Annotated in this window: 15 protein-coding genes; 14 read left to right on the top strand and 1 reads right to left on the bottom strand. The window is 39.8% G+C overall.

The genetic code is table 11. From position 1 onward, the window contains the following. Nucleotides 1–13: 13 nt before the first annotated feature. The 4 genes from ACFP65_RS08355 to ACFP65_RS08340 are packed head-to-tail and all read left to right on the top strand — an operon-like array spanning nt 14 to nt 4673. A complete protein-coding gene (locus ACFP65_RS08355) occupies nt 14–1348 on the top strand; it encodes an AAA family ATPase (protein ID WP_379917614.1) in 1335 nt (444 codons plus the stop codon). Further along, nucleotides 1349–2512 carry an ATP-binding protein gene (locus ACFP65_RS08350; RefSeq protein WP_379917612.1) on the top strand — a complete coding sequence of 388 codons (1164 nt, stop codon included), beginning with the start codon at nt 1349–1351 and terminating at the stop codon, nt 2510–2512. 16 nt (nt 2513–2528) lie between these two features. Next, the gene (locus tag ACFP65_RS08345) at nt 2529–3080 is read left to right on the top strand and encodes a hypothetical protein (protein WP_379917610.1); all 552 of its coding nucleotides are present in this window, start codon (nt 2529–2531) and stop codon (nt 3078–3080) included. A 15-nt stretch (nt 3081–3095) separates the two neighbouring features. Next, the gene (locus ACFP65_RS08340) at nt 3096–4673 is read left to right on the top strand and encodes a DEAD/DEAH box helicase family protein (protein WP_379917608.1); all 1578 of its coding nucleotides are present in this window, start codon (nt 3096–3098) and stop codon (nt 4671–4673) included. Nucleotides 4674–4683: 10 nt separating this feature from the next. Here the strand turns inward: ACFP65_RS08340 and ACFP65_RS08335 are convergent, their stop codons facing one another. Beyond that, nucleotides 4684–5487, bottom strand: a complete 804-nt coding sequence (locus ACFP65_RS08335) for an Abi-alpha family protein (RefSeq protein ID WP_379917607.1) — start codon at nt 5485–5487, stop codon at nt 4684–4686. Between the two features lie 81 nt (nt 5488–5568). Between ACFP65_RS08335 and ACFP65_RS08330 the strand changes: the two genes are divergently transcribed. The 10 genes from ACFP65_RS08330 (at nt 5569) to ACFP65_RS08285 (ending at nt 12138) form a co-directional block, all read left to right on the top strand. Next, nucleotides 5569–7779 (top strand): AAA family ATPase, encoded by a 2211-nt coding sequence (locus ACFP65_RS08330; RefSeq protein ID WP_379917605.1) that lies wholly within the window; start codon nt 5569–5571, stop codon nt 7777–7779. A 323-nt stretch (nt 7780–8102) separates the two neighbouring features. After that, nucleotides 8103–8276 (top strand): hypothetical protein, encoded by a 174-nt coding sequence (locus ACFP65_RS08325; RefSeq protein ID WP_379917603.1) that lies wholly within the window; start codon nt 8103–8105, stop codon nt 8274–8276. A 14-nt stretch (nt 8277–8290) separates the two neighbouring features. Further along, on the top strand, nt 8291–8653 hold the full coding sequence (locus tag ACFP65_RS08320; RefSeq protein ID WP_379917601.1) for a hypothetical protein: 363 nt from the start codon (nt 8291–8293) through the stop codon (nt 8651–8653). Continuing rightward, on the top strand, nt 8650–8817 hold the full coding sequence (locus ACFP65_RS08315) for a hypothetical protein (protein ID WP_379917599.1): 168 nt from the start codon (nt 8650–8652) through the stop codon (nt 8815–8817). Before ACFP65_RS08320 ends, ACFP65_RS08315 begins: the two co-directional genes overlap by 4 nt. Further along, nucleotides 8814–9224, top strand: coding sequence for a RusA family crossover junction endodeoxyribonuclease (locus ACFP65_RS08310; protein ID WP_379917598.1), 411 nt, complete (start codon nt 8814–8816; stop codon nt 9222–9224). Before ACFP65_RS08315 ends, ACFP65_RS08310 begins: the two co-directional genes overlap by 4 nt. After that, complete coding sequence (locus ACFP65_RS08305; protein WP_379917596.1) at nt 9224–9436, top strand: hypothetical protein; 213 nt, start codon at nt 9224–9226, stop codon at nt 9434–9436. Before ACFP65_RS08310 ends, ACFP65_RS08305 begins: the two co-directional genes overlap by 1 nt. Further along, entirely contained in the window at nt 9433–9840 is a 408-nt protein-coding gene (locus ACFP65_RS08300) for a hypothetical protein (RefSeq protein ID WP_379917594.1), read from the top strand. The genes ACFP65_RS08305 and ACFP65_RS08300 overlap by 4 nt, the downstream gene beginning before the upstream one ends. Before the next feature lie 139 nt (nt 9841–9979). Further along, nucleotides 9980–10327, top strand: a complete 348-nt coding sequence (locus tag ACFP65_RS08295) for a hypothetical protein (protein WP_379917593.1) — start codon at nt 9980–9982, stop codon at nt 10325–10327. 55 nt (nt 10328–10382) lie between these two features. Continuing rightward, nucleotides 10383–10892: a terminase small subunit gene (locus ACFP65_RS08290; RefSeq protein WP_379917591.1), complete on the top strand. Its 510-nt coding sequence runs from the start codon at nt 10383–10385 to the stop codon at nt 10890–10892. Further along, the gene (locus ACFP65_RS08285; RefSeq protein ID WP_379917589.1) at nt 10885–12138 is read left to right on the top strand and encodes a PBSX family phage terminase large subunit; all 1254 of its coding nucleotides are present in this window, start codon (nt 10885–10887) and stop codon (nt 12136–12138) included. Before ACFP65_RS08290 ends, ACFP65_RS08285 begins: the two co-directional genes overlap by 8 nt. The last annotated feature ends 4 nt before the right edge of the window (nt 12139–12142 follow it).

Here is a 12142-nt window from a genome sequence, read left to right as displayed (position 1 = left end):
AGAGAAACTGAAAATGTCAACGAAGATTGCGAAGTTAGAAATTGAAAACGTCAAGCGGGTCAAAGCAGTAAAGATTGAACCAACTGCTAAAGGACTGACGATTGTCGGTGGGAAGAATGGCCAAGGGAAGACTTCTGTTCTAGATTCTATTGCTTGGGCACTCGGTGGAGATCGTAAGCGTCCATCGGATCCAGATAGACAAGGTAGCGTAAATAAACCTTACCTTAAAATCACGATGTCAAACGGGTTAGAAGTTGAACGTAAGGGAAAGAATAGCGATCTAAAGGTTATAGACCCTTCGGGTAACAAAGCAGGACAACAGTTGCTCAATTCATTCGTTGAAGAGCTGGCCATAGACTTGCCACGATTCATGGGTGCTACAAACAAAGAAAAAGCTGATACATTACTAAGAATCATCGGCGTAGGTGAGAAGCTAGCTTTGTTAGAACGAGACGAAAACGATCTCTACAATCAACGTCGAACAATCGGACAGATTTCCACACAAAAAGAGAAGTATGCAGCTGAGCTTCCATATTACCCAGATGTGCCAGAAGACTTCATCAGTGCTAAAGATTTAATCGATCAGCAACAGGAAATTCTGTCTCGTAATGGTGACAATCAACAGAAACGCCAAAGAGTAGCGGAATATCAATCGCAATTCCAAAGAGAAGAAGAATGGATTCAAGCAAAGAAAGGCGAAATTGAACGCCTACAGCAAGAATTAGCCAACCTAGAACAACAGCATCAAAGTACGACGAATGACTTGCAGACAGCACAAAAAACAGCTGAACAATTGCAAGATGAATCTACTGAAGAACTTGTAAGATCTATCGCAGATATCGAAGAAGTGAATGATAAAATCCGCACGAATCATTCAAAAGATACAGCTGAAGAGGATGCTCGTAATTATAAGAAACAATATGATCAACTTTCTGCGAAAATCGACGATGCTCGTAAAGAAAAATCGGATCTTCTCCATAACGCAGATTTACCACTCGAAGGATTATCCGTATCAGAAGGCGAATTAACATACAAAGATATGAAATGGGATAACATGTCTGGTGCTGAACAACTCAAAGTGTCGACCGCTATCGTCCGTAAATTGAAGCCAGATTGTGGATTTATCCTAATCGATAAATTGGAACAGATGGACCTCGATACGCTGAAGGAATTCGGAGAATGGCTTGAACAAGAAGACTTGCAAGCCATTGCTACACGAGTGTCGACTGGAGAAGAGTGTTCGATCATCATCGAAGACGGTGAAGCGGTTGGACAAGGTGAGGTCATTACAACAATCAGCGAAGCAACATCAGAAAATAACGCACCATCATGGAAAGGAGAATTTTAATTGTTTGAAATAAAAAGTGGAGTCATTTCAAAAGCTCAAAAAGTTATCTTGTATGGTCCTGAAGGTATCGGTAAATCTTCATTAGCGGCGAAATTTCCAAACCCTGTATTTATTGATACTGAAGGAAGTACAGACAAGTTAGAAGTTAATCGTATGAAGAAACCGAGCTCATGGACAGAGCTTATTCAAATGCTCGATTGGATTAAGAATCAACGCCAATTCTCTAGTGTAATCATAGATACAGCAGACTGGGCGCAACGCTTAGCTGAACAAGAAGTTTGCCAACAACATGGCGTTCAATCTATTGCGGATATTGGCTACGGAAATGGCTACGTCTATATGAAAGACAAGTTTGGTAATTTCTTAGATAAGATGCAAGACATGGCTGACGCCGGAATCAATGCTGTTCTTACTGCTCATTCTCAAATTACAAAGTTTGAGGATCCTGGAGAGATGGGCGCTTATGATAGATACGAATTAAAGTTAGCTAAACGAAGTAATGCAGATGTAGCTGGGATGGCTAAGGAGTGGGCTGATACTGTTTTATTCCTAAATTACAGAGTCATATCGGTAAAAGCGGATGAAGCAGGGAAAAAATTCAAAGCACAGGGTGGCCAGCGTGTTATGCATACGACACATCGTCCGGCTTGGGATGCAAAAAATCGTGACAGTCTTCCGGAAGAAATCACATTGGATTATAGCGCAATCGCTCATGTGATTCCGGATATGGTTCAAGCACCACCGGTACAACAACCTCAAACGCCAGTAGTTGGAAACGAACCGGTACTTGAGAAGAACGATACTCCACCAACTCAAGAAACAGTCAATAATGTAGAGCAGTCTCTTACAGGAGTTCCACCGGAGTATTTACCAAAAGCATTGCGTGATTTAATGATTTCTAGCAACGTAACCGAAGATGAATTACATGTTGTAGCTGGTATTCGGGGGCACTTCCCAATCGATACCGACTTTGCAACTATTGCTCAAACCACACCTGAATACTTCACAGGTGGACTAGTAGCAAATTGGCAACCACTTCTTCAAGTTATTGGTGAGTTTAGAGGGAACAGGCAAGTTGTTGAAGATCTATGGATGAAAGTCGTGGGAGATAATGACGTGGCTTACGATAAAACATCTGATATGAATATAAATTGGAACGAATAGAAAAGGAGAATGACAAATGGTAGATAACTATAACAATGCAGGTGCTTTAGGATGGGACGACGAGATTTCACAAGAATCCTCATTCGTTTTACTTCCTGAAGGGGAGTACGATTTTGTAGTTGAGAAAATGGAACGTGGACAGTACCAGCCTTCGCCTAACTCTAAAATCAATGTCGCAAGTCCTCAAGCGGAGCTAACGTTAAAAATTCAAACGCCTGAAGGTGAAGCAACCGTTTTTGAACGTTTGATTTTGCATACTGCTACGGAATGGAAACTTAGTGAGTTCTTTATCAGTATTGGACAAAAGAAAAAAGGGGAGCCTACTAGACCTAACTGGGGACAAGTACCGGGGTCACGAGGAAGAGCGAAAATTGAAATCAACAAGTATACAGATAAAAATAAGAATCCTAGAGAAAACAATCGCGTTGAAAGCTTTTTAGAACCAGTAGCAGGTCAACAGCCGCCACAGACGTATCAAGCTCCGCAACAAACAAATTATCAGCAACCGAATCAAACACAACAGACACCGCCGCAACAAACAAACACTAATCCAGGATTCGCATTTTAATAGAGGAGGACCTGTATGCAACTTAGACCATATCAGGTAGAAGCAAAAGAAAAGGTACTACTTGAGTGGGAAGCAGGGCACAAGCGAACATTGCTTGTGCTTCCTACTGGTACCGGTAAGACAATCGTCTTTTCTAAAACGATTGAAGAATGCGTAAGACGAGGCAAGCGAGTGTTGGTTATGGCACATCGTGGAGAGTTGCTAGATCAAGCTGCGGATAAGTTAGAAAAATCTACTGGACTCAAAACTGCTAAAGAAAAAGCAGAAGAAACGTCCATCGGTTCGTGGGAACGAGTCGTTGTTGGATCCGTTCAATCGATGATGCAGATGAAACGACTATCAAGGTTCAAACCAGATCACTTCGATGTCATCATCATTGACGAAGCGCATCATGCATTATCTAGTTCATACCAGCTTGTGCTGAATCATTTTGAAGAAGCAGATGTGTTAGGCGTTACTGCTACACCAGACCGTGGAGATATGAAGAATCTAGGCTCTTACTTCGAGTCCTTAGCTTATGAATATACGTTACCGAAAGCAATCAAAGAAGGTTACCTATCACCTATTAAAGCCTTAACGTTACCGATTCATTTAGACATCAGTAGTGTAAAGCAAACGGCTGGAGATTTTAGCGCTGGCCAAGTCGGTAATGTGTTGGATCCATATCTTGAAAGAATTGGAGAAGAAATGGTTAATCATTGTATGAACCGTAAGACAGTTGTATTTCTTCCGCTAATTAAAACTTCTCAGAAGTTTAGAGATATCTTGAATCAGTTGGGATTCAAAGCGGCAGAAGTAAACGGGGCTTCAAAAGATCGTGAGCAAGTATTAAAAGACTTTGAAGACGGCAAGTATAACGTGCTATGTAATTCGATGCTACTAACTGAAGGGTGGGATTGTCCATCCGTCGATACGGTAGTAGTACTCAGACCGACTAAAGTTCGTTCGCTTTATTCTCAGATGGTTGGTCGTGGTACAAGGCTTCATCCAGGTAAAGAAGAATTACTGTTGCTAGATTTCTTGTGGCATACCGACCGACATGAATTAGTGCATCCGGCTCATTTGATTGCTGAGGATGAAGAAGTCGCCAAGGCTGCAACGAAGATGATTGAAGAAGCTGGCATTCCAGTAGACATCGAAGAGGTACAAGAAGCGGCTGCAGAAGAAGCTACAGCACAACGTGAAGAAGCTTTAGCGAAAAAACTCGAACAATTAAAGCGTAAGAAGAAACGATTAGTGGATCCGTTACAATTCGCGATGAGTATTGAAGATAAGGACTTGGCCAACTATGTGCCGATGTTCGGACAAGAAGCAGAGCCGCCAAGTGCTGATCAGTTGAAACAAATAGAAAAAGCCGGCATCGATCCAACGGAAGTAGATTCCAAAGGAAAGGCCGACAAGATTCTAAATCACGTCAATCAACGTGAAGCGAATAATCTGTCATCTGCTAAACAGATCAAGCAGTTATCACAACGTGGTTATCAGAATGTAGAAAACTGGTCATTTGATCAAGCAAGTAAATTAATCAAGGACATTGCGGTAAACAAGTGGAGAACGCCTCATTCTAATCCGCAAAGATACGTTCCAAAATGATAAGAAAAAGCTAGCCAATTACAAATGAACAAAATGATTCTCCCAAAGAAGTTAATTTGTAAAAATAGTGAAGGGGTATATGTTGGTAGCCTGTACTTTTATTAGTGAATTCAGTTTCAACATATTTGTCAAAATGAATATACAATCTTTGATTGTCAGAATCAGATAAAGCAGTTTCTTTTAGTTCTATTAAATTGGCTCCTTTTAATAAAGATAAATCTAGCGTGTAAGAGTGATCTACAGTATCCCAATCATCAGGGTCACCTTCAATTTTGGTTCCATCAAAAATTAAAAAATCCTGTTTACCACTATTATATTGATGGAACTCACCTGCTCTTCGATTTATTTTTCCTACCGGAATAACTGTATCATTATTGAAAATATAATTAATTAAGTAAGCTTCCCTAGGGGTCATATTCGATAAAATCTCTGAGTATCTAGGTGTGATTTGATTATTTCTTCTATCATCTACTAGGTTAGCAATCAATTGGGCAAAAAGCTTCCTCATAGTATCATCGTTAAGTTGAAATTTTGAATCTTCAATAGTTTTTAATACTAACCCCATTTTCGAAGAATCTCTATTCTCGACTGGGATTTCAGATGTACTTTCATTAATTTCTTTAGCAAATTGCTCTAAATCACTTGTTTTGACAATATTGTATTTACGTAAAGGATGAAGAGTCAAATTGAATACTGAATTTAATATATCACCTACAGCATTTCCTAGAGATGTGGCTGCAGGTTTGAGCAACGCGTTTACTGTTTCCTCGGGAAGAAGGTGGATATCAATTAAAGAGTGTTTGTTTTCAGTCATATTAAGCTCTCCTTTTTATTTTAACTTTACCATTGAAAGTGTTTTACCACAATAACAAAACGAAAGTGTGAATCAAATGACATGAAAAAATTTAACTTACTAGACATGCTAGAAAACGTTGACCCTGCAGTGTTGGATTACCAGCAATGGGTTGACGTGGGCATGGCATTAAAAGCAGAAGGCTATACCGCAAGCGACTGGGACAAATGGAGTCAAAAAGACGGACAACGATATCGCTCCGGCGAGTGTTGGAATAAGTGGGATACTTTCCAAGATGCTGGCGTTACCGGAGCAACGATTACCCAGTACGCAAAAGACCAGGGATGGCGACCTCGAAGCGAACGACACGACGGTGGAGCATTGGACTGGGATTCGACAATAGCTGAAGAGTCTCTCATCATCGTTGATCAAGGATGGGTCGAAGATAAAGAAGTGTTAGAACCGACTAAATGGAATCCGTCAGAGCAGATGGTCAACTATATCAATGCTTTATTCGATTCAACGGACTACATCGGTATCGTGACGAAAACGTACGACAATGGAGATCGTAAGGTTCCGACTAAAGGAGAATTTCAGCGTACTGCAGGTCAGCTCGTTGAAGAAATTAACAAGTATAAAGAAGATTTAGGATTTGCCATTGGTGATTACGACGAGACTGTCGGAGCGTGGGTACGGTTCAATCCATTAGATGGCCAAGGTGTTAAGAATGAGAACGTGACAGATTATCGTTATGCCTTAGTAGAATCCGATACAACAGATGTCAGCAGGCAGAATGCATTGCTGCGCGAATTAGAATTACCCATTGCTATGCTCGTTCATTCGGGCGGTAAATCCTTACATGCCATCGTGAGAATCGAAGCGAATAGTATTCAGCAATACAAAGAGCGTGTCGACTACTTATATGATGTGTGTATGAAGAACGGACTAGAAGTCGATAGACAGAACCGCAATCCTTCTCGTTTAAGTCGGTTACCTGGTGTGACTCGTAATGATAATAAACAATTTATCGTTGATCAAAATATAGGGAAAAATACCTGGACTGAATGGCAAGAATGGATTGAATCAGTGAATGATGATTTACCAGATCCCGATAATTTATCAGATCGATGGGAAAACATGCCGGAGAAAGCGCCGGAATTAATTCACGGTGTATTGCGAAAAGGACACAAGATGTTGCTTTCCGGAGCATCAAAAGCGGGTAAGTCATTCGCATTGATTGAGTTGTCGATTGCATTAGCTGAAGGCAAAGAATGGATAGGCTGGCCATGTGAGCAAGGCAAGATTCTATACGTAAACATGGAGTTAGATGAAGCGAGTGCATTTCATCGATTTAAAGATGTATACGAAGCTTTAGGGTATGCACCGAATAATTTAAAGAACATTGATATCTGGAACTTACGTGGAAAGACTGCGCCAATGGATAAGCTGGCACCGAAATTGATTAGACGTGCGGAGAAACAAAACTACGTCGCCGTCATTATTGACCCGATTTACAAAGTATTGACTGGGGACGAAAACAGTGCAGAGGACATGGCCCACTTTACGAATCAGTTCGATAAGATTGCAAGCGAATTGAAGTCGGCCGTTATCTACTGTCACCATCATTCAAAAGGTACGCAAGGTGGTAAGAAGTCAATGGACCGTTCAAGTGGTTCCGGTGTATTCGCCCGAGATCCAGATGCGATTCTCGACTTAGTAGAGTTGGAAATCACAGAAGGACTTATGAGACAGCAACAAGACGAAGCCGTTTGTAAAGTATACGAAAAGTGGTTCCGTGAAAAGAATATGAACTATATGGACGAATATGTAAGTCGTGACGATTTATTAAGTGTGACAGCTTTAGTAGATCATAGTAAACGCGCATTAAAAGACTACCAGCAACAGATTGCTATCGAAACATTACAAGCTGCAGAAGATGTGAAGCTACGGACAGCTTGGAGAATTGAAGGAACATTACGAGAGTTTCCGAAGTTTGATGCGCGGAATATGTGGTTCGAGTTTCCGATTCACAGGTTAGACGATAGTGGATTACTGAAGAAAGCTGAACCAGAAGGGGACAAACCAGCGTGGCAGAAAAAAGGTCCGGAAGCTAATAAAAAGGGTAAAGAAGAACGTAAACAAGAGAAAATGGAAGCTTTAGAAGAAGCCTACGATACTGTTGTAGAAAATGACAGGGCAGATATCAAAGAGGTATCTGAAGTCATAGGTGTATCAGATCGGACAGTAAGAACTTATGTAAAACAACATGAGAATTATAAAATTCAAGACGGATTTATCGTTTTGAAGAAGTGAAAAAGATGGAACATTTTCAATTTCAAAATAGCAGTGAAGGAAATGAAAATGTCCATGAGTTTCAAAATGGTTGAAGTGAAAAAGTACCAACATTTTCAAATTTTCACAGTGAAAAAGATGCAACTTTTTCAATTTCACAAAACGTTTCAAAACAGCGCCGTATCAACGTTTGAAGAGTGAAATGAAAATGTACTCTCTAGAGAGAGTATACTAATGCTGCAAAACAGAAGTCGTAAGGAACGGTAGGGTCGGCTTGAATGCCCGACCCCCTAACCTTCCGAATTCTACGACAAGCGCGTGAGAAAAAATAGGAGGATGAAAAAATGAGTGATGAACAAAAAGCGATTGAACGTTCTGAAAAATTTATCGAAGACTACGAGAAACTATTAACTCAACCAACGTTGACGAACAGCACAAGAGTACGTGCTGAGAAAGACGTCGAAGCAATGAAAGAAGTTCTAGATATGGCTGTCCGGTATGCGGATCTGTTGGAATAGAGAGGAGAATCAAAGTGAGTTATAAATACAAACCATCCGGTAAATTATATGGACTGAGGTCGACTGGTCGGGTAGGCATACCAGATTTTAAAGAGATCAATATTGATAAAGTAGGGAGAAAATATATCTATGCTGGCGTTAACAAACTGATGTTAGTCTATGAAAAGAATCATTATCCTCAACATAGAAACGGCGATGTTATTGCTAGAGATGATTACTATGATTATTTTCATTCGGAGGAATCTAGAAAAGTATTTTTTAAAAGTAAAAGATTGATGAAAGAAATAACGCTACAAAGAATTAGAAATTGTACTCCAGATCAAGTGTTTGATATTGCAAAGATCATGAATATTGAAGATAAAGGAGAAACCGAATGAAAAAGCTGAAAATCTATATTGATTATCCTTTCTCTCTTGGTGAACAAGATAGGACTTTAGAGATTGAGTTAGAAGGAAACGAAACAGAAAAAGAAATTGAGGAAATGGCAAAAGAAGCTTTTCAAAATGAAGTTAATTATGGATATGAAGTGGTGGACGAATGACACAATTCTTCGTGCCTTTAAGAAATCCACCAACAACGACTCATCAACAGAAACAAGTAACCGTAAAGAATGGTAAGCCGTTCTTTTACGAGCCAGAAGCATTGGAGCAAGCTAGACACTTGTTGACTGCACATCTTGGGAAGCATATTCCAGATAAACCATTCAAAGGCAAAGCGCTGCAATGTACCGTGAAATGGTTCTTTCCGACTGAAGCTAAAAAGTATACTGATGGGCAGTATCGGAAGACGAAACCGGACACGCATAACTTGAACAAGCTGTTGTTCGACGTGATGACGGATTTAAACTTCTGGGAAGATGACGCTTTAGTCGCTAGTGAATTGATTCAAAAGTTTTGGGTAAAGGTGTCGCCACCAGGTATCTTCATCAAAATAGAGGAGCTGGAATAATGGACATTAAAGCTTTCTATCAAGATTTAGGAGAATGGGTATTATCAATCAATCAGAAAAGCCAGTCATTGGGACCCACTGAATATTGGGAGTATATTTTGACGACTGCTGGTGAGTTAAGCAAGAAGTATAATGAACGACCATTGATCAAGAAAGTCATTCATGCACATATTGATTATTTAGAAGAAGCTTGGAAGGAGCGAACTGATTGAAGGGAGCATACAGTTGGGTAGAACAAAAACTAAGAGATTACGCACAACTTGAAAAATTTATTAAAGAACGAAAGCTCGTATTACAATATCCTCCTAATGTAGATTACAATCCAGATAAGGTACAAACATCTGGTTATCAAGGAGATCCAGTAGCAGACGTTGTAGAAAAGTGGATGAGTGATAAAGAGCTGATCGATATGAAAAGAGAGTACGATACCATCAAAAAGTACTTAAGTGAGTTAGATGAGCTACCTCGTCGAATTCTTAAGCTGCGTTATATGAGTAGGCAAAAATACACTTGGAAAGAAATTATCAAAGAGATTCCATATACAAGAGAACACTGTATATCGATTCGTAAGAAGTGTTTAGATGAACTAGGCAATAGACTTTCTTGGGAAAAATAGAAACATCTTACATTTCTTACTTTTTAACGTGTTATATTACTAGTATGACATAAACGCATCTAATCTCCTTTTATACTTTTTCCACCTGTTTACGCAGGTGGTTTTTTGTTATAGTTAAAAGAAAAAAGGAGTTTTTAAAATGGGTTACTCCGATTTAAAAGAATTGTTAATAGATGCAAGGGGATTTGCAGAAGGTGCCAATGATATCAATTTAAAAGCGAAACTATTAGATATACAGGGCGCGGTGTATGAACTCCAAGACGAAAATAGAGAGCTTAGATTAAAAAACGAAGAGTTGCAAAATAATAAAATTACTGCTAGCGAACTAGAGGTCAGAGAGAATCATTATTATCTAAATAATCAAGGGCCTTATTGTACTAAATGTTGGGATACTGATAGTATTTTAGTTAGAGTATTAAAAACACCTATCCCACTTCGTAGACTTGGAGATTACAGATGTCCTTCCTGCGAAACACATACTGATTAAGGTAGACCTCTTATGAGGTCTTTTTTTATACATAAATTTAGGAGGTGAATAGGAATTGGCAAAGCTAACTGAAAAACAGCAGCGATTTGTAGACGAGTATTTAATCGATTTAAACGGGACACAAGCCGCTATTAGAGCAGGTTACAGCCCAAAAACGGCTGCTGAACAAGGTTCAAGAATGTTAAAGGTTGTTAAGGTTCGCGCACACATAGATAAGCAGCTCGCTGAACGTTCAAAAAGAACAGGAATCAACCAGGATCGCGTGCTGCAGGAACTAGCAAGAATTGCATTCGTAAGAGCTACTGATGTTATCGACTTAGAAACCGCCAGTATTCTTCCTGACGCCTCCGACGACGATCTAGCGGTCATTCAGTCAGTTAAGGTCAAGAATATGCATAGCGATAACGTAAGTGGTACCGAACGAGAAATCAAGTTTACAGACAAACTGAAGGCTTTGGATATGCTTGGCAAACATTTAGGCATGTTCAACGATAAGGTCACGCTAGACGGTCAAATAGGCATTGTACAGATAGTAGACGACATACCTAGTGATGGCGATGGCTGATGTACAAGTAAAATTATCTGATTTGATTGCACCAAGTTTTTACAGAGTTTACAAGGCGATCAAAAATCTAGAATATGCGCATTTTTGGTTAAAGGGAGGACGTGGATCAACCAAGTCCTCTTTTATTTCGCTTGTAATCGTACTCGGTATTATGCAGGATCCTAAGGCGAATGCTACGATACTTAGAAAAGTAGCATCCACTTTAAGGGGATCCGTATATGATCAATATTTGTGGGCAATCGATATGTTGGGTGTTGGACATCTTTGGAAAGAATCGGTAAGTCCCCTGCAGATTACGTATATTCCTACAGGACAAAAGATTATATTCAAAGGTGCTGACAAACCACGTAAAGTTAAATCCTCAAAGTTTCGAGTTGGGTATTCTAAGTTCCTGCATTACGAGGAAGTAGATGAATTCAACAGTGCTCAAGAGATTCGTACGTTAAATCAGTCGCTCATTCGTGGCGGTCCAAATATCCAAGTATTTTATTCATTCAATCCACCTAAGAGTCAAAACAATTGGGCGAATACCCAAGTTGAAGAACAAGGTATCAGAAGCGATACGATGGTCCATTCAAGCGATTATCTATCTGTTCCGGCAGAATGGCTTGGAGAACAGTTTATTCTCGACGCTGAGCATCTCAAGGAAATGCAGCCTAAAATATATGAACATGAATACTTGGGAATCGTTACAGGAACAGGCGCAGAAGTCTTTACGAACCTTACATTCAGAGAAATTGAAGATGAAGAGATTCAACGCTTTGATACGACATACAGAGGACTCGACTTTGGTTTCGCTGCAGATCCTTTGCATTATATGGAGAACTATTACGACAAGACTCGTAAACGTTTATACATATTCGTTGAGATCCATCAAACGGGTATGAAGAACGCAGCAGCTGTTAGAGAAATCAAGAGGCTTAATCCAGCTAATCGACGGATAACGGCAGATAGTGCCGAGCCTAGAACAATATCAGAATTTGAAGAACTAGGATTGATTATTGACCCTGCCAAAAAAGGACCAGGTAGTATTGACCATGGGATGAAGTTCCTCCAGGACATGAATGAAATTGTAATTGATCGTGCCAGGTGTCCGAATACGGCTAGAGAGTTTGAAGGATACGAACTTGAACGAGATAAGAACGGCAATCTAAAAGGCACATATCCAGACAAAGACAATCATAGTATAGATACTGCTCGTTATAGTTTAGAAGATGTAATGAGTATGGGCAGATGGCTCTATTAAAGTT

It is taken from the genome of Marinilactibacillus sp. GCM10026970, assembly GCF_042660675.1.
Lineage (GTDB): Bacteria > Bacillota > Bacilli > Lactobacillales > Carnobacteriaceae_A > Marinilactibacillus.
The sequence above is the reverse complement of the archived record's forward strand: the minus strand, read 5'-3'. Positions and strand labels throughout refer to the sequence as shown.

Coding starts and splice junctions, on each gene's coding strand:
- ACFP65_RS08330 (WP_379917605.1), top strand. CDS start 5,569: ATGAAAAAATTTAACTTACTAGACATGCTAGAAAACGTTGACCCTGCA.
- ACFP65_RS08310 (WP_379917598.1), top strand. CDS start 8,814: ATGACACAATTCTTCGTGCCTTTAAGAAATCCACCAACAACGACTCAT.
- ACFP65_RS08315 (WP_379917599.1), top strand. CDS start 8,650: ATGAAAAAGCTGAAAATCTATATTGATTATCCTTTCTCTCTTGGTGAA.
- ACFP65_RS08285 (WP_379917589.1), top strand. CDS start 10,885: ATGGCTGATGTACAAGTAAAATTATCTGATTTGATTGCACCAAGTTTT.
- ACFP65_RS08340 (WP_379917608.1), top strand. CDS start 3,096: ATGCAACTTAGACCATATCAGGTAGAAGCAAAAGAAAAGGTACTACTT.
- ACFP65_RS08355 (WP_379917614.1), top strand. CDS start 14: ATGTCAACGAAGATTGCGAAGTTAGAAATTGAAAACGTCAAGCGGGTC.
- ACFP65_RS08335 (WP_379917607.1), bottom strand. CDS start 5,487: ATGACTGAAAACAAACACTCTTTAATTGATATCCACCTTCTTCCCGAG.
- ACFP65_RS08295 (WP_379917593.1), top strand. CDS start 9,980: ATGGGTTACTCCGATTTAAAAGAATTGTTAATAGATGCAAGGGGATTT.
- ACFP65_RS08305 (WP_379917596.1), top strand. CDS start 9,224: ATGGACATTAAAGCTTTCTATCAAGATTTAGGAGAATGGGTATTATCA.
- ACFP65_RS08345 (WP_379917610.1), top strand. CDS start 2,529: ATGGTAGATAACTATAACAATGCAGGTGCTTTAGGATGGGACGACGAG.
- ACFP65_RS08325 (WP_379917603.1), top strand. CDS start 8,103: ATGAGTGATGAACAAAAAGCGATTGAACGTTCTGAAAAATTTATCGAA.